Origin of the sequence: uncultured Amnibacterium sp. (assembly GCF_964245895.1) — a bacterium.
In the GTDB taxonomy this organism is placed as follows: Bacteria; Actinomycetota; Actinomycetes; order Actinomycetales; family Microbacteriaceae; genus Amnibacterium.
This window is the reverse complement of sequence record NZ_CAXTOQ010000042.1, coordinates 1-23,887: the sequence shown is the minus strand read 5'-3', so window position 1 is coordinate 23,887 and position 23,887 is coordinate 1. Positions and strand designations below refer to the sequence as shown.

The window sequence follows — 23,887 nt, the reverse complement described above, 5'->3', positions numbered from 1 at the left end:
CGAGCCCCTCTAGGTCGAGACCGAGATCCAGGTGCCGTACGAAGGCCGGATCCTCGTCTGCAAGATCGACGCGGTCTACCGACGGGGCGACCGCATCGAGATCGTCGACTGGAAGACGGGCCGCCCGCCGACCTCGGCGGCCGACGCGCAGCTGAAGCAGCTGCAGCTCGCGCTCTACCGCTTCGCCTACGCGACCAGGGAGGGCATCGACCCGGACTCGATCGACGCCGCGTTCTACTACGTGGCGCACGACCGGGTCGTCCGCCCGGAACGGGTCTACTCCGCGGCGGACCTGCGGGAGGCCTGGGCGGCGACGGGCGCCCGGGATGCCGTCGCGGCGCGCTGACGGCGGGCGTCGAGCATCCGCTCGACCTCGTCGACCGTGAGCGGCGGCCGCTCCTCGTCGTCGAGGTCGCCGGCGGTGTCCTCGAGCACGGCCGCGAGCAGCGCCTCCAGCATCCGCACGGCGTCGCCGATCACGCCGTCGTCCCCGCGATCGACGCCGTGCAGCAGCCACCGCGCGATCTCGAGCTCCGCGTAGAGCAGGGCCCGGCGGGCCATCGCGGGATCGGAGCCGCCGGTCCGCGTCGCGGTGTACGTCTCGAGCACGCTGCCCGCGGCGCCCGGGGACGGCAGCCCGAGCACCCACGCCAGGTCCCGCGCCGGATCGCCGACCTGCAGCCCCGCCCAGCCGAGCACCCCGGTGACCCGCTGATCTGGATCGTCCTTCGCGCTGACCAGCAGGGTCTCCGCAGCGAGGCCGCCGTGGACCACCACGGGACGGAACCGCCAGAGGGCGCCGTCCGCGGCGGCGGCGGTCCACCGGCTGATCAGCTCGAGCGGCACCTCGCCGGTCGAGTCGGCGGCCCGGATGATCTCCTCGACGGCGCGCACGCACTCGGCGGCGGTGGCGACGGGCAGGCCGGCGTCGTCGACCACGGCCGACGGCAGCTCGTGGATCGCGGCGACCGCGCGCCCGATCGAGCCGGCGAGCGGGCTGTGCGCCCCGACCGCCGCGGGCTGCAGCCGGACCCCCTCCACGTAGCTGGTGACGAAGGCCGGAGGGGCGGGCAGCACCCCGACCCCGGTCGGCACCGCGAACGGCAGGCGGGCGCGGGTGCCAGGGGTCAGCGCGGCGAGCACGCGGTGCTCGGCCGCGAGCCGCGCGCCGGCCTGGGCGTCGACCGGCGCCCGCACGACGAGGTGCGTCCCGGCGCGGTCGGTGAGCAGGGCGGCGTCGTGCTGGGCCTCGCCGCCGCCGGTGAAGGTGCGGGTGACGGCGACGTCGAGCCCGGGCACGGCCAGCGTCGCGAGCGCGGCTAGGGTGAATCGATGCCTGGCCATGCCGCCCAGGCTAGGTCGGGGGGCCGCCCGCACCTCCGCCGGGCTCGGCGTGTTCCGCGCCGGGGAGGGAACGCATCAGCCGTGCCGCAGGGATTCACCGACGCGCTGCCGCTCGCGAGGAGCACGCTCGACCGCGACGCGGCGGCTCGCGACCGACCGGGCGTGCTCGAGGCGGCGTGGGCGGATCCCGCCACCCGGGTGGCCGTGCTGCAGCGGGGGCTGGCGCTGCTCGCGGCGGACGGCGACGGGCTCGCCCTCGTGCCGCCGGCGACCCTGCCGGAGCCCGCGCTGCTGCTGTACCTCGGCCGGACGACGGAGGAGGGCGACCCGCCCGCGGGCACGGTCGTGCTCGGCGCCGCGTACGACGACGAGGCCGTCGAGGGGGAGTGGGCCGACCTGCGGCTCGACGGCGCCCGGCTGGGCGCCCGCGACGCGGGGCTGTTCGCCGAGTTGCTCGGGCTCGCCAACTGGCACCGCGCGGGCGGGTTCTCGCCGCGCACCGGCGCGCCGACCCTGCCGGGCCGCGGCGGCTGGGTGCGCCACCCCGACGGCTTCGCCGCCGAGTCGAGCGGGCAGCACGTCTTCCCGCGCACCGACCCCGCCGTGATCATGGGCGTCGTCGACCCGCTCGACCGCCTGCTCCTCGCCCGGAACGGCGCCTGGCCCGAGGGCCGCGTGTCGGTGCTCGCCGGCTTCGTCGAGCCGGGGGAGTCGTTCGAGACCGCGGTGCGCCGGGAGGTGCTCGAGGAGGTCGGCGTGCGCGTCGGCGGCTGCGAGTACCTCGGCTCCCAGCCGTGGCCGTTCCCCGCCAGCGTGATGATCGGGTTCCTCGCCCGGGTCGACGGCGACGCGGCGGTCGAGCTGCACCCGGACGGCGAGGAGATCCGCGAGGCCCGCTGGTGGAGCCGCGAGGACCTGGCGGCCGCCTCCGGCGACACGATCCGGCTGCCCGGGCGCACCTCCATCGCGAGAGCGATCATCGAGCACTGGTACGGAGGTCGCCTGGAGGGGGACTGGTGAGCGACGCGGAGGCCGTGCTCGACGCGCTCGACGACGAGCAGCGGGCCGCGGCGGAGGCGCTGACCGGGCCGGTCTGCGTGCTCGCCGGCGCCGGCACGGGCAAGACCAGGACGATCACGCATCGCATCGCGTACGGCGTCGCGTCCGGCGTGTACCCCCCGAAGCGCGTGATGGCGCTGACCTTCACGACCAGGGCGGCGAGCGAGCTGCGCGCCCGGCTCGGCGCGCTCGGCGCGCCGGGCATCGCGGCCCGCACCTTCCACTCGGCCGCGCTCGCGCAGCTGAACCACTTCTGGCCGCAGCTGATGGGCGGTCCCGCGCCGTCGGTGCTGGACGCCAAGGTCCGCACGGTCGCGCGCGCGGCCGAGGGCCTCAGGATGCGGCTGGGCTCGGCGGCGCTGAAGGACGCGGCGGCCGAGATCGAGTTCCGCAAGGCCGGGGCGATGAGCTTCGAGCGGTACGCGGCGGCGGCCGCGGACCGCGCGCTGCCGGACGGGATCGGCATCGACGCGATGGTGGCGCTGCAGCAGCGCTACGAGACGATCAAGGACGAGCAGCGCGCGATGGACTTCGAGGACGTGCTGCTCGCCGTCGCGGGGATGATCGAGTCCGAGCCGGAGGTCGCGACGGAGGTGCGGGAGCAGTACCGCTTCTTCACGGTCGACGAGTACCAGGACGTCTCCGCGGCGCAGCAGGTGCTGCTGGAGGCGTGGCTCGGGGAGCACAGCGACGTCTGCGTGGTCGGCGACGCGAGCCAGACCATCTACTCCTTCGCGGGCGCGCAGTCCGAGCACCTCCTGCGGTTCGGCGAGCGCCCGGGTGCGACTGTGGTGCGCCTCGAGCACAACTACCGCTCGGTGACCGGGGTCGTGAAGGCCGCGAACAGCCTGATGACGGGACGCCGGGGCGCGCTCGTGCTCGATGCGGTGCGGCGCAGCGCCGATCCGCGCGAGCCGGCCGTGCAGGTGCGCGACTACGCCGACGATCCCGACGAGGCCGCCGGCATCGCGCAGGCCGCTGCCGCGCTGGTCGCGGGCGGCACCCCGCCGGCGGACATCGCCGTGCTCCTCCGCATCAATGCGCAGGCCGCGCTGATGGAGCAGGCGTTCGCGGCGCAGGGCCTCGCGGTCACGACCGGCAGGGCGACCCGCTACTTCGAGCAGCCCGTCGTACGGAAGGCGATCGAGCTGCTGCGCGCCGCGGTGCTCGCGCGGCTGGAGGAGCCGTTGGTGAAGTCGGTCAGCGACGCGCTGCGGCAGCTCGGCCACACGCACCACGCCCCGCCCGGCCCGAGCGAGCAGCGGACGCAGTGGGAGCTGCTCGACGCGCTCGGCACGATCGCCGAGCAGGCGGCGCCGGGCACGACGCTGCAGTCCTTCGTCGCCGAGCTCGCCGAGCGCGCGGCGGCGCAGCACGACCCGCCCGCGAACGCGGTGTCCGTGCTGACGCTGCACGCGGCGAAGGGGCTCGAGTGGCCGGTGGTGTTCCTCGCCGGCTGCAGCGAGGGGCTGCTGCCGATCGCCTACGCCACGACACAGGCCGAGGTGGAGGAGGAGCGGCGGCTGCTCTACGTCGGCGTCACGCGGGCGCGGGACCGCCTCCGGCTGTCGTGGGCGCGCTCCCCGGCGCCGCGGCCGGGGGAGCGGCGCCCGTCGCGGTTCCTGGCGGAGCTGGGGCCGGAGATCGGCACCAGCACGCAGCGTGCCAGGGCCGCGGCAGCAGGCTGACCGCGCCGTCGGCGCCGATCCGCATCGCCTGACCCTCCAGCCCCGTCGGCGAGCCGCACCGGACCGACTCCAGCACGTCGCCGAGCGCGGCGGCGGCGGCGAGCCGCGTGCGCAGCGAGGTCGCCGTGCGGGAGGTGGTGCGCCGCAGCAGCTGGGCGGCCACGGCCCGCCAGGTCGGGTCCTCGAGGCGGTGCTCGTCCGCGCACCGCAGGCACGGGGTGCGGCCGGGGACGACGAACGGGCCGAGCACCACGGCCTGGTCGCCGAAGACGAGCGCGACGTGCGGCAGGTCGTCCGCGAGCCGGCGGACGGTCTCGGCCGGCGGCACCAGGTGGTGCGCGGCGACGACCGCGACGTCGGGCCGGTCGGTCTCGGGCGGCACGAGCCACGGCAGGACCAGGGCGGCCAGGTCGGGCGGCCCGTCGACCGCCACGTGCGGCCGCGCCGGCTCCGGCGCGCCGGGCTCGAGGAGGGCGGGCCGCAGGCGCTGGAGCAGCCCGTCCAGGTCGTCGAGCCCGCTCGCGGCCGCGATCGTCCCGAGCCCCTGCCGGTCCACGCCGAGCGTCAGCGCGTGGACGACGTGCTCGGCGCCCGGCGGCACCGGGTCCAGCTCCGCGAGCGCGGGATCGAGCCCGAACTGCAGCCGGTCCGGCGTGCGCCAGACGGGACGGGCGGCGGGATCGATGCGGAGCACCCCGGGATGATCACCGATCCGCCGGATCGGCGTGGTCGGCCGTCCACAGGCCTCTTCGTCGTTCAGGAGTACCGGCAGCCGGGACCACCCGGATCTCCTGGAAGACGGAATGCGATCAGACCGGAGGCGCCGGATCGTCCCCGCGCAGCAGCTCCTCGATTTCGCGGTCGACGTCGTCCTTCGGCGGCTCGGCCGCGGTGAGGCGGGCGATCAGCGCGTTCGGCGAGTCGATGTCCTCGGCGGTCGGCAGCAGGTCGGGGTGCGACCAGAGCGCGTCCCGGCCGGCCGGGCCGAGCGCGTCGGTCACGAGGCGCCACATCGCGGCGGCCTCGCGGAGGCGGCGGGGCCGCAGCTCCAGCCCGACCAGGGTCGCGAACGCCTGCTCGCCGGGGCCGCCGGTCGCGCGCCTGCGGCGCACCGTCTCCGCGATCGCGCCGGAGGCCGGCAGCCGCCGCGTCGCGTCGGCGGTCACCACGTCGACCCAGCCCTCGACGAGGGCGAGGGTCGTCTCGAGCCGCGCGAGGGCCGCGTCCTGCTGCTCGGTCTTCGGCGGGATCAGCTCGCCGGAGGAGAACGCCTCCTTCAGCCGCTCGGTGTCCGTCGGGTCGAAGCCCTCCGCGAAGCGCTGCACCTGCTCGATGTCCACGCCGAGGTCGCGGGAGAAGTCCGCGATCGTGCTCGTGAGCCCGAGACGCAGCCAGCGCGCGTGACGGAACACCCGCGCGTGCGCCAGCTCGCGCACCGCGAGGTACAGCGTGACCTGCTGCTCGTCGATGTCGAGGCCCTCGCCGAACGCGGCGAGGTTCTGAGGCAGGAGGGCCGCCTTGCCGTCCGGCAGCAGCGGCACGCCGACGTCGCCGCCGGACACCACGTCGGCGGCGAGCCCGCCGACGACGGCGCCCAGCTGCGCGGCGAAGATCGTGCCGCACACCTGGCGCAGCATCCGGCCGGCGTCGGGGACGCGGGCGGCCAGCTCGCCGGCGATCTCGGGCGGGATCTGATCGGTGAAGACGCCGGTCAGCGAGTCCGCGATGCGCAGCGCGACCGGCTCGGCCAGCTGCACCCAGAACGGCATCGTGGCGCGGATCCACTGCGTCCGCGTCATCGCGGCGGGCGCGTCGGGCAGGGTCTCGAACGCCGTCGTCTCGTCGAGCCAGAGCCCGGCGACCGAGAACGCCTGCGACACCGCGGCGACCTGCGCGTCCGTCGCGGACAGCGACCCGGCGCCGGCTGCCGCGATCGCCTGATCCGTCGCGATCGACCAGTCGATGCGCCCGTCCGGGTTCTGCATCGCCTGCCGCAGCTGGGACATCAGCTGCTCGAGACCCGCGGCACCGCCCGGCAGGCCCATCGCCTTCGCGAGCGCTGCGGTGTCGGGCGCGCCTCCGCCCGCCATCATCCGCCGGAGCATCTCCTGCAGGTCGGGCTCCGCGGCGTCGTCCGGCTCATCGGCCATGCCCTTACGCTAGGCGATCCATGCAGGCACGGCGGTTCCGTTCGCTCGGCGCGCACACGCGTCCGTCGGCCGTCTCCGTCGTCACGGTCCTGGCGGTCGTCGCCGTCTTCGTCGTCGCCCTGCTGCCGTCGCCCTACGCGGTGGAGCAGCCCGGCCCGGTCTACGACACCCTCGGCTCGAGCGGCACCGGCAAGGACCGCGCGCCCCTCATCTCCATCCCGGGCAAGCAGACCTACCCGACCACCGGCAGGCTCGACCTGCTGACCGTGTCCGTGCTCGGGAACGCCTCCGGCGGCCCCAGCTGGTTCGACCTGGCGGAGGCGTGGCTCGACCCGGACGAGGCGGTGATCCCGCTGGAGGCGGTCTTCCCGCAGGGCGAGACGCAGCAGCAGGCCGAGCAGCAGAGCGCGCAGCAGATGACCGCGTCGCAGCGCAGCGCGATCACCGCGGCGCTGACCCGGCTCGGCTACACCGTCGACGGCACCGTCACGATCGGGTCCGTGCAGCGGGGATCGGCCGCGGCCGGCAGTCTTCAGCGGGGCGACGTCGTGACGACCTTCGCGGGCCGGCCCATCGACGACGCCTGCTCGCTGCAGAACGCGGTCGCCGCGAACGGCACGGCGCAGGCCGCGGTCGTGATCGAGCGCGGCGGGAAGCGGGAGACGCTGCGGATCGCCCCGCGCGAGACCGACGACGGCGCCGGCGGCACCCGCCCGCTGCTGGGCGTCACCACCAGCGCGACCATGCGCTACCCCTTCGACGTCGACCTGCGCATCGACGATGTGGGCGGCCCGTCCGCGGGGATGATGTTCGCCCTCGGGATCATCGACAAGCTGACGCCCGGCTCGCTGACCGGAGGCAGGCACGTGGCGGGCACCGGGACGATCTGCGGCGACGGCCGGGTCGGCGCGATCGGCGGCATCGTGCAGAAGCTGTCGGCCGCCCGCGCCGCCGGGGCCACGCTCTTCCTCGCGCCGGCGGCGAACTGCGACGAGGTCGTCGGCCACATCCCGAGCGGTCTCGATGTGGTGGCCGTGGACACCCTCTCGGACTCCCTCGAGGCCCTCGAGCAGGTGCGCGAGACGGGGTCCGCGCGGGGCCTGCCGACCTGCTCCGCGCGGGTATCCTCAGCCGGGTGACGACGCAAGCAGCAGCGCCGGCACGACGTCGACGCGCGGCACTCGCGATCACCTTGGGCGTTGTGGTCGTGCTCCTCATCGGGTTCTTCCTCTTCGCGGGGCTCTACACGGACGCCCTCTGGTTCGGCAAGCTCGGCTACTCGAGCGTGCTCTACACGGAGTGGCTGTCCATCGCGACGCTCTTCGTCGTCGGGTTCGTCGCGATGGCCGCGCCGCTGATCGCGACCATCCAGCTCGCCTACCGCCTCCGGCCCGTCTACGCGAAGCTCACCGCCCAGCTCGACCGCTACCAGCAGGTGATCGAGCCGCTGCGCCGCGTCGTGATGCTCGGCATTCCTCTGGTGGTCGGCCTGTTCGCCGGGGTCTCCGCCGCGGCCCGCTGGCAGCCGATCCTGCTGCTGCTGCACGCGCAGGACGTCCCCGGCCAGACAGACCCGGTCTTCGGCATGAACGTCGGGTTCTACCTCTTCACCCTGCCCGCGCTGCACGGCATCGTCGGCTTCGCCTCGGCGGTCCTGGTGGTCTGCGTGATCGCCGCGCTCGCCACCGCCTACCTCTACGGCGGCATCCGCGTCGTGGGCAGGGAGGTGCGGATCTCGAAGGCTGCGCGCGTGCAGATCGCGATCACCGTCGCGGTGTTCCTCGTGCTGCAGGCGATCAGCCTGTACCTCGACCAGTTCACGACGCTCTACGAGGGCTCGACCGGCGACCTCATCACGGGTGCCGGCTACGCGGACGCGAACGCCGTGATCCCCGGTCGGCTGATCCTCGCGGTCTGCGCCCTGCTCGTCGCCGTCGTGTTCATCGTGACCGCGGCCATCGGCCGGTGGCGCCTGCCGCTGATCGGTATGGGGCTGCTCGTCGTCGCGTCGATCATCATCGGCTCGGTGTTCCCCTGGGCGATGTGGAACCTGCAGGTGAAGCCGAACGAGGGCACCCTCGAACGCCCGTATATCCAGGACTCGATCACCGCGACGAGGGCAGCCTTCGGAGTCGCAGGGACGAAGGAGATCGCCTATAACGCGACGACCACGGCGGAGGAGGGCGCGCTGCGCACCGACGCGCAGACGACGGCGAACATCCGCATCGTCGACCCGGCGGTCGTGTCGCCGACATTCGGGCAGTTCCAGCAGTTCAAGCAGTACTACTCCTTCCCCGATCCGCTCGACGTCGACCGGTACACGATCGACGGCACGTCGCAGGATGCGGTCGTCGGCGTGCGCGAGCTCGACCAGAGCGGCCTCGGTGCCTCCCAGTCGCCATTCAACAACACCTTCGTCTACACGCACGGGTACGGGCTCGTCGCGGCCTACGGCAACAAGCGCGCCTCCGACGGCGCACCGGCGTTCTTCGAGTCGAACATCCCGACCTCGGGCTCGCTCGGCGACTACGAACCGCGCGTCTACTTCGGAGAGGAGTCCCCGCAGTTCTCGGTTGTCGGCGCACCGACGACGACGAAGCCGATCGAGCTCGACTACGCCGCTGGCAACGGCGGTGGCGGCACGCAGAAGAGCAACACCTTCACGGGCGACGGGGGCCCGAGTGTCGGCAACTTCTTCAACCGCCTCGTGTACGCGCTGAAGTTCTCGTCCGACCAGATCCTGCTGTCGGACGCTGTCAACGCGAAGTCGCAGATCTTGTACGACCGGAATCCGCTGGTACGGGTGCAGAAGGTCGCACCCTACCTGACGCTCGACCAGGACCCCTACCCGACGGTCGTGAACAACCGCCTCGTGTGGATCGTGGATGGGTACACGACCTCGGCCTCCTATCCGTACTCCTACTCGCAGAGTCTCTCCGGCGCGCTGGCGAACACGAGCGACGCGACCACCCCGTACGCGACCGACCAGATCAACTACATGCGCAACTCAGTGAAGGCCACGGTCGACGCCTATAGCGGCAAGGTCACCCTGTACGCCTGGGACGAGAACGATCCCGTCATCAAGGCGTGGCGCAGCGTCTTCCCGTCCACGGTGAAGCCCCTCGCTCAGATGGGCGGCGAACTGATCAGCCACGTCCGGTACCCCGAGGGTCTGTTCCGCGTGCAGCGCGAGATCCTGAACCGGTACCACATCACCGATCCGGGCTCCTGGTACACGGCGGACGATCGTTGGCGCGTGCCACCGGAGCCGTCGAACGCGGCGGACACCAACAACCAGACGCAGCAGCCGCCGTACTACCTGACAATGCGGCTGCCCGGGCAGACGAGCCCGACATTCTCGCTCTACTCGACGTACATCCCGAACCAGACAGGGGCGAACGCGCGGGGCAACCTGACGGGCTATCTCGCGGTCGACGCGGACGCCGGCAGTACGCACGGCACAAAGCGAGCCGACTACGGCACCCTGCGGCTCCTGGTGCTGCCGCGCAACACCACGGTTCCCGGGCCGACGACCGCGCAGTCGCAGCTGAACACCGACACCACCGTCGCGCAGCAGCTGACGCTGCTTCGGGGAGGGGCCGCAGGTGGCACCAGTGTCGTGCAGGGCAATCTCCTGACGATCCCTGTGGGCGGCGGTCTGCTCTACGTCCAACCGGTCTACGTGAAATCGGGCTCGGGCACGTCGTACCCGTTGTTGCGGAAGGTGCTCACCTCGTTCGGCAGCAAGGTCGCCTTCGAGGACACCCTTGACCAGTCGCTCAACACCCTGTTCGGCGGCGAGTCCGGAGCCAACGTCCCCGACTCGGACGGCAGCTCGTCGGGCTCAGGATCGGGCAGCGGCTCGGGAACGGGCAGCGGGTCAGGATCGGGCAGCGGTTCCGGCTCGGGAACGAGCAATGCCGCGGTGCAGAAGGCGCTCGACGCGGCGAGCAAGGCCCTCGCCGCCCGTCAGGCCGCCTACGCGAAGAACGACCTCGTGGCCGCCGCGCAGGCCGACCAGGACCTGCAGAAGGCGATCCAGGACGCCATCGCGGCGGAGGGCTGACGCGCCCGCCCCGCGGCCCGTCCCGGATGGGGTAGGCTTCTTCACGCATCGCGGGGTGGAGCAGTTCGGTAGCTCGCTGGGCTCATAACCCAGAGGTCGTAGGTTCAAATCCTGCCCCCGCAACCAAGAAGTACTCGTGAGAACCCCGGACCTTGAGAGGTCCGGGGTTCTTCTCGTTTGAGGCATGTTCCGCGATGCCGGACTCCAGTCGCGTCGCCCGGCGCCCTACTTCCGCTTCCGGCTCAGGTCGATGGGCGCCGGCGGGTCGGGCTTCGTCAGAGGGCCGTCCTCGAGGATGGCCGTCACCATCCTCCACGCGCGGTTCGACAGCGCATCCCCCGGATAGAACTCGCTGAAGAACGCGTCGGCGGCCTCCACGGTTCGGACCTCGCAGAGGGCGAGGAGCTGGCGGATGTCGTCCGTGTCGCGTCCGGGCCGGTTGGCCCGCAGCTTCATGGCGAGCAGGGTCTCGGCGCTGGCGACCTGGACGACCACCAGGCCGTCGTCGTGGATGGTCTCCCAAGTCGGTGATCGCCCGAAGAGCGGTTCGCCGCCAGTCGCTGTGACGCCGAAGTTCAGCCATCCGGCGTCCCAGCCTCGGCGAGCCGCGATGCGGTCGGCCGCTGCGGCCACGGCGGCATCCGACCCCGGGCGGACGTGGAGGGCGTCGAGGTCGACCGTGCTGCGCCGCCGATGATGCCGGAGCGCCAGGGCCGCGCCTCCGACGATCCGCAGCCCGACGCGCTCGCCGTCGGCGTGCAGCTCCGCGACGAGGTCTTCGAGCGCGCCGATCAGGTCCTCTCGATCGAGCAGCGTCATCTCACACGCTCGCGAAGGTGTCGCGCCAGACCAGCACCCCGTGCCGCCGGAACGACTCGGGGACGTCGGCATCGCCGGGAACGGGGTCGGCTGGATCGACTTGCAGCACACGAGCGTGCTGCAACGCGCGCGCGCCGTCGGCGACCCAGTCGGGCAGCGGAATCCGCTCCTCCTGCAGGCGCCACGAGACGAGCGCCGCGATCGCCGCATCCCACACCTTCCGGCCGGTGCGTTCGGGGGTGGTCACGGCGAGCACGCCGCGGACGAGACCGCTCTCGGCGAGCAGATCGTCGTTCAGCTGGATCAGATGTCGGAGCGCGTCGTGCCGATCGCCGCGCTCGAGGCTGCCACGGATCCGCCATGCGGCCGTCGCGGCGTCGTCGCGTCGTGTTGGAGCCGCGTACAGCCGGTGTCCCGATCCGGCGAGCAGTCGATCGACGGTGTCGAACCGGGGGACCTCGTCGTCGCCCTCGGAGCGGGAGACCCGAGCCTGATCCACCCCCGCGAGCTGCGCGAGCTGCGCCTGAGTGAGCTGGCGAGATTTCCGTGCTGCGCGAAGCGAGACACCTGCGGTACTCATCGCCCCCCCTCATGTGGTTTGCAGCATACCAGGACTCCGAAACGAGCGAAACGGGATGAACAGGCGTCACTCGACCCAGTCACGCGGGATCAGCGCCACATGCAGCATCTCGCGGGTGTACGTCGGCGGCCGCTGACCGGCTCAGCGCTCGGGGAACGACCACCTCGGTCGCGACCCTCCGCGCCGCCTCCCCCCGATCGCGGGTCGTCGACCTATGGTCTGCGAGGCGCCGATCGGCGCACGCGGGAGGGGGTCGCTGATGGTCTCCATCCGGATGGCGATCGGTGTCGGCGTCGTGGCGATGGTGCTCGCGCTCACGCCGGTCGCCGCCGATGCGCAGCCGGCCGGTCCCGGTGCGAAGGGCGGCGTCCACGCTCGGGCGCTGCTGCAGGAGCTCCACGTCGCGCGGGCCGATCGAACCCATGCGTTCCGTGCGGCGTCCTTCGAGGCCGTCGATGCGGACGGCGACGGCTGCTCCACCCGGGCGGAGGTGCTGCGGCGCGACGACCTGGCGGGGGCGACGTCCTGCTCGGCGAGCGGGCGGTGGCGCTCGCTGTACGACGGTCGGGTGGTGACGCGTCCGCGGAGCCTGGTGGTCGATCACCTCGTGCCGCTCGCCGAGGCGTGGCGCGCCGGTGCGTGGCGCTGGTCGTCGACGCGGCGGACCGCGTTCGCGAACGACCTCGACTACCGCTGGTCGCTGCAGGCCGTGACCGCCTCCTCGAGCCGCGCGCGGGCCGGCCGCGATCCGGCGCGCTGGCTGCCGAGCCGGAACCGCTGCACCTACGCCGAGGCGTGGATCGCGGTGAAGTCGCGGTGGAGGCTGACCGTCGACCGGGCGGAGAAGGCGGCGCTCGCGCGCGTGCTCGACGGCTGCCAGGACGACCGGGTCGGCGCCCCGGCGCAGCCCGACCCGGTCGCGCTGGTCGGCGCTCGGCCGATCGCGCTGCCCGCGCATCCGACGGTGTACTTCTTCGGCGACTCCTGGACGCACGGCGCGGTCGCCGACCTCGGGCGCGGGTTCCCGCAGGTCGTCGGTGCCGCGCTGGGCTGGGAGGCGCAGCTGGGGCCGGACGACTCGGGCTCCGGCTACGTGCACACCTACGTGCCGTGGCGCCGCCTGCTCCCGGACGAGGCCGCCCAGCTGCAGCCGATCGACGCCGACCTGATCGTGCTCGAGGCCGGGCTGAACGACGAGCCGGGTCCGCTCGCGGGGCTCCCGGCGGCCGTGGAGCGCACCGTGCGGGCCCTGCAGACGAAGTCGGACGGCGCACCGCTCGTGATGGTCGGCCCGGCTTCGCCGGACGGGACGCCGCCGGCCAGCCTCGTCGTGATCGACGCGCAGGAGGCGGCGGTCGCGCGACGGCTCGGGATCCACTACATCTCGCCGCTGCAGGAGCGCTGGCTCACGCCGCAGAACGTGGACGGCCTGGTCGACGCGGGCACCTTCCACCCGAACACCGAGGGCCACGCCTACTACGCGGGCCGGCTCGCGGCCGACCTGCAGCGCTTCGTCTCGACGGCCTCGTAGCCGTCAGCGCCGCGGGCGACGCCGCCGCCGCGCGCCCAGCCAGATCAGCACGACGCCGGCGGCGGCCACGATGAGGCCTACGGTGAGCCAGGTCCGGCTCCCGGTCATGAAGCTGCCGGGGATCAGGTTCGCCCCCTGACCGATCCAGACGCCGCCCACGACCAGGGCGACGGCGCCGACGACGATCAGGACGATGCGGCCGATGCGGGAGGTCACGCCGCACACCGTACCGGCGCGGCCCGCCTCCTACGATCGGGAGCCATGACCCGGATCGCCGTCGCGCAGTTCGCCCCGGGCGCCGACGTCGCGGCGAACCTCGCGGAGGTCCGCGCCCTCGTCGCGGAGGCGGCGGGGCAGGGCGCCGAGCTCGTCGTGCTGCCCGAGTACGCCTCCTTCTTCGAGCACCGGATGGGACCGCGGTTCGCGGAGCACTCCCAGGCGCTCGACGGCCCGTTCGTCGAGGGGGTCCGCGGATCGGCCGCGGAGGCGGGCGTCGCCGTGGTCCTCGGCCTGGTCGAGACGGCGGAGGGGAAGCGGTTCCGCAACACCGCCGTCGCCGTGTCGGGCGACGGCGTGGTCGCGACCTACCGCAAGACGCACCTGTACGACGCGTTCGGCGCGGAGGAGAGCCGGTGGGTCGAGGCCGGTACGCTCGAGCCCCCGCAGACGTTCCTGGTCGGCGACCTGCGGGTCGGCCTGCAGACCTGCTACGACCTGCGGTTCCCCGAGGTCACCCGCGTGCTCGCGGACGCGGAGGTCGATCTGGTCCTGGTGCCGGCCGACTGGGTGCCCGGACCCGGCAAGGTGCACGCCTGGCGCACCCTGCTCACCGCGAGGGCGATCGAGAACACCGCCTTCGTCGCCGCGGCCGGCCAGGTGCCTCCGGACGGCGTCGGGACGAGCCTGGTCCTCGACCCGGCGGGAGCCACCCTCGCCGAGCTGGGGGAGGCGCGCGGCGTCGCGGTCGCCGACCTCGATCCCGCCCGCCTCCGCGATGTGCGCGCCGCCAACCCCGCGCTGCGCCTCCGCCGCTACACGGTTCTGCCCCGCTGACTCCCTTCGTCGTTCAGGCTGGTCTCGCCGGCGCGCCGCGCTCCGGGCGCGAAGGGACGGCGTGTCGTGGAACGAGCCTGAACGAGGAAGGGGTCAGCGCGGGCGGAGGGCCGCGAGGCGCGTCGACGCCTCGGCGAGGACCGCGGGGGACTTGCAGTACGCGAAGCGGATCAGGGAGCGCATGCGCTCGGCCTGCTCGCCCCGGCAGAACGCGGAGACCGGCACGGCGACCACGCCGGCGAGGTCCGGGAGCCGCCGGCACAGCTCCGCGCCGTCGGCGAAACCGAGCGCCGCGCCGTCCGCGATCGCGAAGTAGCCGGCGCTGGGCGACGAGACCGGCAGCCCGGCTGCGGCGAGCCCGGCGACCAGCAGGTCCCTGCCGGCCCGGAGATCGGCGGCGATGCGCCTGAACACGGCGTCCGGCAGGTCGAGCCCCACGGCGATCGCCGGCTGGAACGGCGCGCCGTTGACGTAGGTGAGGAACTGCTTCACGGCGAGCGCCGCGGACACCAGCTCGGCCGGCCCGGACAGCCAGCCGATCTTCCACCCCGTCGTGCTGAACGTCTTGCCGCCGGAGGAGATCGTGATGGTCCGGTCCCGGGCTCCCGGCAGCGTCGCCGCCGGCACGTGCGGGACCGCGTCGAGCAGCAGGTGCTCGTAGACCTCGTCGGTGACGATCAGCGCATCGTGCCGCTCGGCGGCCTCGACGACGACGCGCAGCAGCGCCTCGTCCAGCACCGCCCCGGTCGGGTTGTGCGGGCTGTTCAGCAGCACGATCCGCGTGCGATCGGTGATCGCATCGCGCAGGCGGTCCGCGTCGGGCGTGAAGGACGGCCAGTCGACCGGCACCGTCCGGTGCACGCCGCCGGCGAGCGCGATCAGCGCGCCGTAGGCGTCGTAGGCGGGCTCGAGCGTCAGCACCTCGTCGCCGTCGTCCACGAACGCGAGCAGCACGGCCGCGAGCGCCTCCGTCGCCCCCGCCGTGACCAGCACCTCGGTGTCCGGGTCGACCTCGAGTCCGTACCAGCGGCGCTGGTGGCGGGCGATCGCCTCGCGGAGCGAGGCGGTGCCGCGCCCGGGCGGGTACTGGTTCAGCCCGGCCGCGATCGCGTCCCGCGCCGCGTCGAGCACCTCGCGGGGCCCGTCGGTGTCCGGGAAGCCCTGGCCGAGGTTGATCGCGCCCGTCGCCGCAGCGAGGGCGCTCATCTCGGCGAAGATGGTGGAGCCCGGCAGCCCGTCGGCCGTCAGCAGGCCGGCTCCCGCCGCGGCGCGGCGCCACGGTCCCGACCTCGTCACCGAAGCCAACCTAGAGGTCGGATCGTCCTAGGAAGGCCTCTGCTGATTCATAGGGTTCGCCAGGGTCGCCCGCGCAGTCTGTGCGGGCTTGAGAAGGAGCACCATGAGCGACAGCACTGAACGGCCCGACGACGGCCGGTCGGACATCCCCGCCGGCGACGGCGGGCACCTGCACGAGGACACCGCGCCGACGGCCGTCACCGCGACCGCCGAACCGGCGTCGTCCGGCGGCGAGTCCTTCCGGCGCCAGGACCGGCGCGGCCTGCTGCTCCCCGTCGCGGCCGCGGCGGTCGTCGCGGCGCTCATCGGCGGCGGCGTCGGCGCGGGCATCGCGATCGCGGTGAACCCGCGGACGAGCATCACCGCGGCGTCCGGCACGGCCTCCGGCATCACCATCAACAACCCGTCGACGGCCACCGCCGTCTCCGCCGTGGCGGCGAAGGCGTCGCCCTCCGTGGTCACGATCTCCGTGTCGTCGTCGAGCGAGTCCGGCACGGGCTCCGGCATCGTGCTCTCCTCGGACGGCTACGTGCTGACGAACAACCACGTGGTGACGCTCGACGGCGCGACCTCCGGCGGCACGATCTCGGTCACCACGTCGAACGGCCGCATCTACGCGGCGAAGATCGTCGGCACCGATCCGCTGAACGACATCGCCGTCATCAAGCTGGAGAAGGCGTCCGGGCTGACCGTCGCCACCTTCGCGGACTCGTCGGACCTGAACGTCGGCGACGCCGTCGTCGCGATCGGCGCTCCGCTCGACCTGCCGAACACCGTGACCACCGGCATCGTCAGCGCGCTGAACCGCAGCATCGCCGTGCAGTCCTCGGCGGTGCCGGACGGCTCGAGCGGCAGCGACGGCGGGGACGGCGGCAGCACCGAGAGCCCCTTCAACTTCTGGAACTTCGGCGACGGCGACGGGCAGTCGGCGACGCCGACCCAGACGTCGAACATCTACCTCTCGGTGCTGCAGACCGACGCGGCGATCAACCCCGGCAACTCCGGCGGCGCCCTGCTCGACTCGCAGGGCGACGTCATCGGCGTGAACGTGGCGATCGCGGGCACCGGCTCGAGCTCCAGCGGCGGCACCCAGTCCGGCAGCATCGGCGTCGGCTTCGCCATCCCGTCGTCGGTCGCGAAGCGGATCGCCGACGACCTGATCGCCGGGAGGACGCCGACGCACGGTCAGCTGGGCGTGACGTCGGCCGCGAACCAGAGCGCCACCACGGGCACGGTCGCAGGCGTCGAGGTCTCCGCGGCGCCCGAGGCTGGCAGCGCGGCCGCGAAGGCGGGGATCGAGAAGGGCGACATCATCACCGCCGTCGGCAAGGTCCCGGTGACGGACTACACCGACCTGGCCGGGCAGATCCGGTCCTACGCGGGCGGCAGCACCGTCGACGTCACCTACTCCCGCGGCGGCACCTCGCGCACGGTCTCGGTCACGCTCGGCGTCGCGAAGGCCTGAGCCGTGGGCACCGCGTGGGGGTTCGTCCTCGCCGGGATGCTGGCGGTCCTGCTCGCGGTCTTCGTGCTGCGGCTGCGCCGGTCGCAGGAGGGCTTCGGCCGGCTCGTCGCGATCGGCGTCCTCATCGGGCTCGGCGTCGCCGCCGTCGCCCTGGTCGCAGCCTTGAACGACTGACCCCTCAATAGACTCGCGGGGCGCGGCGGGGTCCGCCGGAACGGAGTCGACCTTGCTCTCGCTCGCCCAGCAGGCCGTGGCCGCCAGGAGCCACGTCGAGGCGCGGCTGGCGCAGGCGGGTGTCCCCGTCGACGACGCGCTGGCCGGCCGGCTCGATCGGCACTTCCCGCGCCTGTTCGCGCACTTCACCGAGATCTACGGGGACCGCGCCGACTGCCTCGAGCAGCTGGTCGCCCTGCTGCAGGTGGTCGCGGCCGCGGCGGCCGACCGCCCGGCGGATCTGCGGGCGCTCGACGCGGCGAGGGAGGCGGACCCCGGCTGGTTCCTGGACAACCGGATGCTGGGCGGCGTCTGCTACGTCGACCGCTACGCCCAGGACCTCGAGGGCGTCCGCGACCGCATCCCGTACTTCCGCGAGCTGGGGCTCACCTACCTCCATCTCATGCCGCTGTTCCTGGCGCCGGAGGGGGACTCGGACGGCGGCTACGCGGTGTCGAGCTACCGGGCGGTGAACCCGACGCTCGGCGACGTCGACCAGCTGCGTGCCCTGGCCGCCGACCTGCGCGCGGCGGGCATCTCCCTGGTCGTCGACTTCATCTTCAACCACACCAGCGACGAGCACGAGTGGGCCAGGCGCTGCGCCGAGGGCGAACCCGGGTACGACGAGTTCTACCGCGTCTACCCCGACCGCACGATGCCCGACCTGTTCGAGGCCACCACCCGCGAGGTGTTCCCCGACGACCACCGCGGCTCGTTCGTGCAGCTGCCGGACGGCCGCTGGATCTGGTCGACGTTCTACCACTTCCAGTGGGACCTGAACTACGCCAACCCGGCCGTCTTCACGGCGATGGCGGGCGAGATGCTGTTCCTCGCGAACCTCGGTGTCGAGGTCCTGCGGATGGACGCGGTCGCCTTCATCTGGAAGCGCCTCGGCACGTCGTGCGAGAACCTGCCGGAGGCGCACACGCTGATCCGCGCCTTCAACGCCGTCTGCCGGATCGCGGCGCCGTCGGTGCTGTTCAAGTCGGAGGCGATCGTCCACCCCGACCAGGTCGCCGAGTACATCGACCCCGACGAGTGCCAGCTGTCCTACAACCCGCTGCAGATGGCGCTGATCTGGGAGGCGCTCGCCACCCGCGACGTGCGGCTGCTCTCGCAGGCGCTCGAGCGCCGCCACGCGATCCCCGCGGGCTGCTCGTGGGTGAACTACGTGCGCAGCCACGACGACATCGGCTGGACGTTCGCGGACGAGGACGCGGCGGAGGTCGGCGTCGACGGCTTCGAGCACCGCCGCTTCCTCAACGCCTTCTACGTGAACCGGTTCCCCGGGTCCTTCGCGCGCGGCGTGCCGTTCCAGGAGAACCCGCGCACCGGCGACGCCCGGGTGTCCGGCACCACCGCGTCGCTCGCGGGGGTGGAGGCGGGCGACCCGTACGGCGTGCAGCGGGTGCTGCTCGCCCACTCGATCGCGCTCTCCACCGGCGGCCTGCCCCTCCTGTACCTCGGTGACGAGGTCGGGCAGCTGAACGACTACGGCTACCTGCGCGTGCCCGAGCACGCCGCGGACAGCCGCTGGGTGCACAGGCCGCCCTACCCGGCGGAGCGCTACGCGGAGCGCCGGGACACCGACACCGACGCGGGGGCGATCCACCTCGGCCTGCGGCGCCTCGCGCAGGTCCGCCGGCAGACCGCGGAGCTGGCCGGCGGCGCGCTCGTCGGGTTCCACACCCACGACGCGCACGTGCTGGGCTACCAGCGACCCGGTACCGAGAGCCGCGTCCTCGTGCTCGCCAACCTGTCGGAGGAGGTGCGGACGGTCCCGGCGGAGGCGTTCGCCGCGCTGCCGGGCACCGCACACGACCTGGTCACCGACGTGGACGTCGAGCTGTGGGCCGACGTGCGGCTGGAGCCGCTCCAGTTCCTCTGGCTGCTGGCCTGAGCGGCGGTCAGGCGCCGACGGCCTTCGGCGCGTCCGGCAGCTGGATCTCCGCGGGGAACCCGGCCGGCGCCGGCCCGAACGCCTCCCGCGTCGCCTTCGCGACCCGCTGACCGGCGATCCGGTTGCCGGCGCCGCCCACGACGGCGCCGACGCCGAACGGCACCGCCCGCAGCACGACGCTCGCGCCCTGCCGCGCCGCGAACCGCTTCAGGAAGGACTTCTTCACCCGGTCGGTCAGGGTCTTCAGCATCGTGGTCGGCAGGGTCTTCGTCACCAGGTCGCCCCAGTAGGCGTTCCGCGGCTTGCCGGTGCCGGACACCTCGCTCGCGAACTGCTTCACGATGCTCGCGCCGGAGGGGCCGAGCATCAGCGCCATCACGAGCGTGCTCGCGCGCTCGGGGTCCTCCGTGGGGATGCCGTGGACCTCGGCGACGGACTGGGCGAACAGCGCGCTCGCCTCCAGGAAGCCGACCGTCTCCACCCCGCTGATGCCGATGGAGGCGACGGTGCCGACGCCCGGCACGAACGCGGCGGCGCCCGTCGCCGCGCCTCCCGCGGTCACCGCGGTGACGTACCGGCGCTCCAGCACGCGGATCACCTCGTCGGGCGACGCGGTCGGGTGGTGCTTGCGGATGGAGCGGAGGTGGGCGAGCACGGCCGGGCGGTGCACCGACAGCAGCCGGTCGAAGCCCTGCTTCGTCCACCGCTCCGCGAGGCCGTTCTGATCCGTCTGCTCGTCGCCCATGGTGCAGCGATCATAGGAAGCCGTGCCGTGCGTCGGCCGCGGACGGCCGGATGCTAGCGTCGGGCGGCCCCGCCGGGCCCTGCCCTTCCCGCTGCCGAGAGACCCTGTGACGATCCACCACTTCGCCGAGAACCAGAACGTCGTGTTCGTCCCGGCCCTGTTCGCACTGCTCGCGGCGACGGTCCTGGTCTGCCTGCCGATCCTCCTCGGCCAGACCCTGCAGCGGTCCGGTCGCCGCGTCCCGGTCACGGTCGCCGCCTGGGCGCTCGCGGCCGTGGCGCTGGGCGTCAGCGGCTGGCAGACCTCGATCGGCGTGGGGATGCTGGCGCACGAGCGCGCGGAGGTGCGCACCGGGCTCGCGGCCCGATACGGGATCGACCTCACGGCCGCGGAGGTCGACGAGCTGGTGAACGGCGGCAAGCCGAAGCGCACCCTGCCCCAGCAGGCCGCCGCGGCCGGTCTCCTGAAGCCGGACCAGCCGCACGCCCTGCAGCTGGTGCCGGTCGACGAGGGCGGCGACGTCTACCGGCTGGCGATCGGCGGCAGGACGATCCCGGTCGCGGTCGGCTGACCGGCCGTCAGGCGTAGTCGGCGGTGTACCGCTCGAAGGCCTCGTCGATCGGGCCGTCGAACTGCAGGGCGCCGCGGTCGAGGTAGAGCCCGCGGGTGCAGAAGCGCTTGAGGTCGCCGTCGCTGTGCGACACGAAGAACAGGGTCCTGCCCTCCGCGAGCATCTCCTCGATGCGCGCGTAGCACTTGCGGCGGAAGGAGCGGTCGCCGACCGCGAGCACCTCGTCGACCAGCAGGATCGGCTCGTCCATCCGGGACACGACCGCGAACGCGACGCGCACCTTCATGCCGCTGGACAGGTGCTTGTAGGGGGTGTTCACGAAGTCCCCGACCTCGGCGAACGCGATGATGTCGGCGAACTCGTCGTCGATCTCGTCCCGGGTCTTCCCGTGCAGGCCGGCCGCGAGGTACACGTTGTCGCGCACCGAGAGGTCGTCGACGAAGCCGCCGGTGATCTCGATCAGCGGCGCGACGCCCTGGCGCACCTCCACCGACCCCTCGTCGGGGATCAGCACCTCCGCGACCAGCTTCAGCAGGGTGGACTTGCCCTGCCCGTTGCGGCCGACGACGCCGATGGAGTCGCCCTTCGGCACGTCGAAGCTGACGTTGCGGAAGGCCCAGAACTCGTCCGGCTCCCGGTGCCGCTCCGCGCGGGAGAACCGGTCCTTCAGGCTCGCCCGGCGGCGGCGGTCCCGCGCGAAGCGGATGCCGATGTCGTCCACGGAGATGACCGGCGTCGCCATCAGATCTCCTTCAGCACGCGGGGGATGGACCGGCGGAACACGACGGAGCCGATCGTGAACAGGATCACGGAGACGATCAGCCCCTCCAGCACGTAGACCCAGTCGACGATCTGCGGGAAGAAGCACCCGCGGTACAGGTCGAGGATCCCGGCGATGGGGTTCAGCCCGTACAGGAAGTGGAACAGCGGGTTGCCGATGTTCAGGTGGTACAGCACCGGGGCGCCGTAGAAGAGCACCCGGACGCCCAGCTTCACGACGCGCTCGAGGTCGCGGTAGATGACCGAGAGCGGCGCGATGATGAAGTTGCAGCCCATGGTGAGCAGCACCTGCAGCACGATCGCGAGCGGCAGGTAGACGAACGTCAGCGGGCTCGGCGCCGTCCAGTTGATCAGCGCGAAGAACACGATGATCGTGAGGCTGATCAGGAACTCGATGCCCTTCGAGGCGATCTGCCGCAGCACCCAGATGCTGCGGGGGATCTTCACCGAGCGGATCAGCTTCCCCTCCTGGCGGAAGGCGCGGGTCGCGTCGGTCAGGTTCCCGTTGAACCACGTCCACGGCAGGACCGCGGAGAGCAGGAAGAGGATGTAGGGGTCCTCGGACAGGTTGCCGCGGGGGAAGATCAGCCCGAACACGACGAAGTAGATGAGCCCCATCAGCAGCGGGTCGAGGATCGACCAGAGGTAGCCGAGGGCGCTCGTGGTGTACCGGACCTTGAGGTCGCGGGTCGTGAGCAGCCAGAGCGCGTGGCGGTACCGGCTCCAGTACGTCCAGCGGCGTGCGGGCACAGCAGCGCGCGGTGCAGGCACGGCAGCGGTCACGGAGGTCCTCGAGGTGGCGGGCGATGGGGGAGTGCGGCGGCCGCCGCGCCGGTCGCTCATGCTAATCGAACGGCGTGCCGCGGGTCGCTCCCACGCGGGCGGCGTCGCTGACCGGCTGCCGGGGCCCAGTCGGTATGGTCGATCGCGTGACCGCGACGGAGCCCGCTGAGCCGGCCACCGACCTCGAGGTCGAGACGGTGCTCGACGTGCAGGGGCTGACGAAGCGGTTCGGCCCCACCGTCGCGGTCGAGGGCATCGACCTCGGCGTGGCCGCGGGGTCCTTCTTCGGCATCGTCGGCCCGAACGGCGCGGGCAAGACCACCACGCTCTCGATGGTGACCGGGCTGCTGCGGCCGGACGGCGGTCGCGTGCTGGTGCACGGCATCGACGTGTGGGCGGAGCCCGCCCGCGCGAAGCGCGCCATCGGGGTGCTGCCGGACGCGCTGCGGCTCTTCGACCGGCTCTCCGGCGCCCAGCTGCTGCACTACTCCGGGGTCCTGCGGGGCCTGGACGCCTCGACCGTGCGGCAGCGTACCGCCGACCTCGTCGCCGCGTTCGGCCTGGAGGACGCGACGGGGCGCCTCGTCGCCGACTACTCGGCCGGCATGACGAAGAAGATCGCGCTCGCCGCCGCGATGATCCACTCGCCGCGGCTGCTCGTGCTCGACGAGCCCTTCGAGTCCGTCGACCCGGTGTCGGCCGCGAACATCGTCGAGATCCTGCAGGCGTACGTCGCCGCGGGCGGCACCGTGGTGCTGTCCAGCCACGGCATGGACCTGATCCAGCGGGTGTGCGACCACGTCGCGATCGTCGTCGGCGGCAGGGTGCTGGCCGCCGGCACGGTCGACGAGGTGCGCGAGGGCCGCAGCCTGGAGGAGCGGTTCGTCGCGCTCGCAGGCGGGCGGCGGGCGGCGGCAGGCATGGAGTGGCTGCACTCCTTCACCGAATGACGCCGACGATCGGCCTGATCGTCCGGCTGAAGCTGCGGCTGCTCGCCGGGCAGTTCCGGCGCAGCCCGTGGCAGGTCGTCGGCCTCTCCCTCGCCATCGTGTACGGCGCCGGCATCACCTCGCTGCTCGTGGGGCTGCTGGCCACCCTCCGGTTCGCCTCCCTCGACGTCGCGACCGCCGTCGTGGTCGGCGGGGGCTCCGTGGCGGTGCTCGCCTTCCTGGTGGTACCCGTCCTGGTCGGGATCGACGACACGCTCGATCCCCGGCGCTTCGCCCTGTTCGGCATCGAGCCGGGCCGGCTCGCGGTCGCGCTCGCGGTCGCCGGCGTCGTCGGGGTGCCCGGCCTCGCGCTGCTCGTCGTCACCTCCGCGACCGTCGCGACGTGGTCGCGCGGTCCGCTCGCGCTGCTCGTCGCGGTGGTCGCCGTGCCGGTCGTCGTGCTCACCTGCGTGCTGCTCTCGCGGATCGGCGCGACCGCCGCCGGCCTGCTGCTCTCCACCCGCCGCTCGCGGGAGGCGGTCGCCGCGGTGCTCGTGATCGGCGTCTCGCTGCTCGCCCCGCTCGTCGTGGTGCTCACGAACATCGACCTGGGCCGCCGGGCGATCGCCCGGATCGGCGCGGTCGTCGCCGTGCTCGGCTGGACGCCGCTCGGCGCGGCGTGGGCGGCGCCCGCCTCCGTCGCGGCGGGCAGCGCCGCCGGGCTCGCCCAGCTGCTGATCGCCGTCGCGACGCTCGCGGTGCTGGCGCTCGTGTGGCGCGCGCTGGTCGCGCGTGCGCTGGAGGCGCCGGGCCGGCACGCGCGGCCGCAGACCCTCACCGGCATCGGCTGGTTCGGCCGGCTGCCGGCCTCGCCGCGCGGCGCGATCGCCGCCCGGGCCGCCTCCTACTGGGCCC

The 23,887-nt window shown here is 73.2% G+C and carries 21 protein-coding genes, 1 tRNA gene and 1 pseudogene; 14 read left to right on the top strand and 9 right to left on the bottom strand.

Translation table 11 applies throughout. The annotated features are described in order from the left end of the window. Positions 1 to 31 precede the first annotated feature (31 nt). Positions 32 to 346, top strand: a complete 315-nt coding sequence (locus ACFE60_RS08115) for a PD-(D/E)XK nuclease family protein (protein WP_375388347.1) — start codon at positions 32 to 34, stop codon at positions 344 to 346. On the opposite strand, the gene ACFE60_RS08110 is transcribed toward ACFE60_RS08115, so the two are convergent. Then, a complete protein-coding gene (locus ACFE60_RS08110; RefSeq protein ID WP_375388346.1) occupies positions 277 to 1,344 on the bottom strand; it encodes a phosphotransferase in 1,068 nt (355 codons plus the stop codon). The genes ACFE60_RS08115 and ACFE60_RS08110 overlap by 70 nt on opposite strands. 81 nt (positions 1,345 to 1,425) lie before the next feature. Here ACFE60_RS08110 and nudC point away from each other — a divergent pair, with 81 nt between their 5' ends. Then, the gene (gene nudC, locus ACFE60_RS08105; protein WP_375388345.1) at positions 1,426 to 2,364 is read left to right on the top strand and encodes an NAD(+) diphosphatase; all 939 of its coding nucleotides are present in this window, start codon (positions 1,426 to 1,428) and stop codon (positions 2,362 to 2,364) included. Further along, positions 2,361 to 4,091 (top strand): ATP-dependent helicase, encoded by a 1,731-nt coding sequence (locus ACFE60_RS08100; protein ID WP_375388344.1) that lies wholly within the window; start codon positions 2,361 to 2,363, stop codon positions 4,089 to 4,091. The genes nudC and ACFE60_RS08100 overlap by 4 nt, the downstream gene beginning before the upstream one ends. A gap of 809 nt (positions 4,092 to 4,900) precedes the next feature. Here ACFE60_RS08100 and ACFE60_RS08095 read toward each other — a convergent pair. Then, positions 4,901 to 6,241 carry a zinc-dependent metalloprotease gene (locus ACFE60_RS08095; RefSeq protein ID WP_375388343.1) on the bottom strand — a complete coding sequence of 447 codons (1,341 nt, stop codon included), beginning with the start codon at positions 6,239 to 6,241 and terminating at the stop codon, positions 4,901 to 4,903. 20 nt (positions 6,242 to 6,261) lie between these two features. Between ACFE60_RS08095 and ACFE60_RS08090 the strand changes: the two genes are divergently transcribed. The 3 genes from ACFE60_RS08090 (at position 6,262) to ACFE60_RS08080 (ending at position 10,433) form a co-directional block, all read left to right on the top strand. Then, positions 6,262 to 7,380, top strand: coding sequence for a PDZ domain-containing protein (locus tag ACFE60_RS08090; RefSeq protein ID WP_375388342.1), 1,119 nt, complete (start codon positions 6,262 to 6,264; stop codon positions 7,378 to 7,380). Then, positions 7,377 to 10,307, top strand: a complete 2,931-nt coding sequence (locus tag ACFE60_RS08085) for a UPF0182 family protein (protein ID WP_375388341.1) — start codon at positions 7,377 to 7,379, stop codon at positions 10,305 to 10,307. Before ACFE60_RS08090 ends, ACFE60_RS08085 begins: the two co-directional genes overlap by 4 nt. A gap of 49 nt (positions 10,308 to 10,356) precedes the next feature. Continuing rightward, positions 10,357 to 10,433: transfer RNA gene (locus tag ACFE60_RS08080), tRNA-Met, on the top strand. Positions 10,434 to 10,532: 99 nt separating this feature from the next. Here the strand turns inward: ACFE60_RS08080 and ACFE60_RS08075 are convergent. After that, positions 10,533 to 11,126 (bottom strand): hypothetical protein, encoded by a 594-nt coding sequence (locus ACFE60_RS08075; RefSeq protein ID WP_375388340.1) that lies wholly within the window; start codon positions 11,124 to 11,126, stop codon positions 10,533 to 10,535. 1 nt (position 11,127) lies between these two features. Further along, a complete protein-coding gene (locus tag ACFE60_RS08070) occupies positions 11,128 to 11,706 on the bottom strand; it encodes a helix-turn-helix domain-containing protein (protein ID WP_375388339.1) in 579 nt (192 codons plus the stop codon). A 259-nt stretch (positions 11,707 to 11,965) separates the two neighbouring features. Between ACFE60_RS08070 and ACFE60_RS08065 the strand changes: the two genes are divergently transcribed. Continuing rightward, the gene (locus ACFE60_RS08065) at positions 11,966 to 13,237 is read left to right on the top strand and encodes a GDSL-type esterase/lipase family protein (protein WP_375388338.1); all 1,272 of its coding nucleotides are present in this window, start codon (positions 11,966 to 11,968) and stop codon (positions 13,235 to 13,237) included. Between the two features lie 3 nt (positions 13,238 to 13,240). On the opposite strand, the gene ACFE60_RS08060 is transcribed toward ACFE60_RS08065, so the two are convergent. Beyond that, positions 13,241 to 13,453 carry a hypothetical protein gene (locus tag ACFE60_RS08060; protein WP_375388337.1) on the bottom strand — a complete coding sequence of 71 codons (213 nt, stop codon included), beginning with the start codon at positions 13,451 to 13,453 and terminating at the stop codon, positions 13,241 to 13,243. Between the two features lie 45 nt (positions 13,454 to 13,498). On the opposite strand from ACFE60_RS08060, the gene ACFE60_RS08055 reads away from it, so the two are divergent. Then, on the top strand, positions 13,499 to 14,290 hold the full coding sequence (locus ACFE60_RS08055; RefSeq protein WP_375388336.1) for a carbon-nitrogen hydrolase family protein: 792 nt from the start codon (positions 13,499 to 13,501) through the stop codon (positions 14,288 to 14,290). Positions 14,291 to 14,383: 93 nt separating this feature from the next. On the opposite strand, the gene ACFE60_RS08050 is transcribed toward ACFE60_RS08055, so the two are convergent. After that, positions 14,384 to 15,586, bottom strand: a complete 1,203-nt coding sequence (locus tag ACFE60_RS08050; protein ID WP_375388335.1) for an aminotransferase class I/II-fold pyridoxal phosphate-dependent enzyme — start codon at positions 15,584 to 15,586, stop codon at positions 14,384 to 14,386. Positions 15,587 to 15,689: 103 nt separating this feature from the next. Between ACFE60_RS08050 and ACFE60_RS08045 the strand changes: the two genes are divergently transcribed. From ACFE60_RS08045 to ACFE60_RS08035, 3 genes are read left to right on the top strand one after another with little or no spacing between them, the layout of a single operon-like run. Continuing rightward, on the top strand, positions 15,690 to 17,051 hold the full coding sequence (locus tag ACFE60_RS08045; protein ID WP_375388334.1) for a S1C family serine protease: 1,362 nt from the start codon (positions 15,690 to 15,692) through the stop codon (positions 17,049 to 17,051). A 3-nt stretch (positions 17,052 to 17,054) separates the two neighbouring features. Then, entirely contained in the window at positions 17,055 to 17,225 is a 171-nt protein-coding gene (locus tag ACFE60_RS08040; protein ID WP_375388333.1) for a hypothetical protein, read from the top strand. A gap of 52 nt (positions 17,226 to 17,277) precedes the next feature. Continuing rightward, positions 17,278 to 19,164 (top strand): alpha-amylase family protein, encoded by a 1,887-nt coding sequence (locus ACFE60_RS08035; protein WP_375388332.1) that lies wholly within the window; start codon positions 17,278 to 17,280, stop codon positions 19,162 to 19,164. A 7-nt stretch (positions 19,165 to 19,171) separates the two neighbouring features. On the opposite strand, the gene ACFE60_RS08030 is transcribed toward ACFE60_RS08035, so the two are convergent. Beyond that, a complete protein-coding gene (locus tag ACFE60_RS08030) occupies positions 19,172 to 19,909 on the bottom strand; it encodes a hypothetical protein (RefSeq protein ID WP_375388331.1) in 738 nt (245 codons plus the stop codon). A 106-nt stretch (positions 19,910 to 20,015) separates the two neighbouring features. Between ACFE60_RS08030 and ACFE60_RS08025 the strand changes: the two genes are divergently transcribed. Continuing rightward, positions 20,016 to 20,480, top strand: a complete 465-nt coding sequence (locus ACFE60_RS08025) for a hypothetical protein (RefSeq protein ID WP_375388330.1) — start codon at positions 20,016 to 20,018, stop codon at positions 20,478 to 20,480. A 7-nt stretch (positions 20,481 to 20,487) separates the two neighbouring features. On the opposite strand, the gene ACFE60_RS08020 is transcribed toward ACFE60_RS08025, so the two are convergent. Together ACFE60_RS08020 and ACFE60_RS08015 are read right to left on the bottom strand one after the other, a co-directional pair. After that, positions 20,488 to 21,222 (bottom strand): ABC transporter ATP-binding protein, encoded by a 735-nt coding sequence (locus tag ACFE60_RS08020; RefSeq protein WP_375388329.1) that lies wholly within the window; start codon positions 21,220 to 21,222, stop codon positions 20,488 to 20,490. Beyond that, positions 21,222 to 22,010 carry an ABC transporter permease gene (locus tag ACFE60_RS08015; RefSeq protein WP_375388328.1) on the bottom strand — a complete coding sequence of 263 codons (789 nt, stop codon included), beginning with the start codon at positions 22,008 to 22,010 and terminating at the stop codon, positions 21,222 to 21,224. Before ACFE60_RS08015 ends, ACFE60_RS08020 begins: the two co-directional genes overlap by 1 nt. 167 nt (positions 22,011 to 22,177) lie before the next feature. Here ACFE60_RS08015 and ACFE60_RS08010 point away from each other — a divergent pair, with 167 nt between their 5' ends. Together ACFE60_RS08010 and ACFE60_RS08005 are read left to right on the top strand one after the other, a co-directional pair. Next, the gene (locus ACFE60_RS08010; protein WP_375388327.1) at positions 22,178 to 22,993 is read left to right on the top strand and encodes an ABC transporter ATP-binding protein; all 816 of its coding nucleotides are present in this window, start codon (positions 22,178 to 22,180) and stop codon (positions 22,991 to 22,993) included. Beyond that, positions 22,990 to 23,887 (top strand): annotated as a pseudogene (locus ACFE60_RS08005) (ABC transporter permease); the annotation flags it as partial. The gene ACFE60_RS08010 and the pseudogene ACFE60_RS08005, both read left to right, overlap by 4 nt.

Coding starts and splice junctions, on each gene's coding strand:
- ACFE60_RS08110 (WP_375388346.1), bottom strand. CDS start 1,344: ATGGCCAGGCATCGATTCACCCTAGCCGCGCTCGCGACGCTGGCCGTG.
- ACFE60_RS08095 (WP_375388343.1), bottom strand. CDS start 6,241: ATGGCCGATGAGCCGGACGACGCCGCGGAGCCCGACCTGCAGGAGATG.
- ACFE60_RS08090 (WP_375388342.1), top strand. CDS start 6,262: ATGCAGGCACGGCGGTTCCGTTCGCTCGGCGCGCACACGCGTCCGTCG.
- ACFE60_RS08075 (WP_375388340.1), bottom strand. CDS start 11,126: ATGACGCTGCTCGATCGAGAGGACCTGATCGGCGCGCTCGAAGACCTC.
- ACFE60_RS08070 (WP_375388339.1), bottom strand. CDS start 11,706: ATGAGTACCGCAGGTGTCTCGCTTCGCGCAGCACGGAAATCTCGCCAG.
- ACFE60_RS08065 (WP_375388338.1), top strand. CDS start 11,966: ATGGTCTCCATCCGGATGGCGATCGGTGTCGGCGTCGTGGCGATGGTG.
- ACFE60_RS08055 (WP_375388336.1), top strand. CDS start 13,499: ATGACCCGGATCGCCGTCGCGCAGTTCGCCCCGGGCGCCGACGTCGCG.
- ACFE60_RS08045 (WP_375388334.1), top strand. CDS start 15,690: ATGAGCGACAGCACTGAACGGCCCGACGACGGCCGGTCGGACATCCCC.
- ACFE60_RS08030 (WP_375388331.1), bottom strand. CDS start 19,909: ATGGGCGACGAGCAGACGGATCAGAACGGCCTCGCGGAGCGGTGGACG.
- ACFE60_RS08020 (WP_375388329.1), bottom strand. CDS start 21,222: ATGGCGACGCCGGTCATCTCCGTGGACGACATCGGCATCCGCTTCGCG.
- ACFE60_RS08010 (WP_375388327.1), top strand. CDS start 22,178: ATGGTCGATCGCGTGACCGCGACGGAGCCCGCTGAGCCGGCCACCGAC.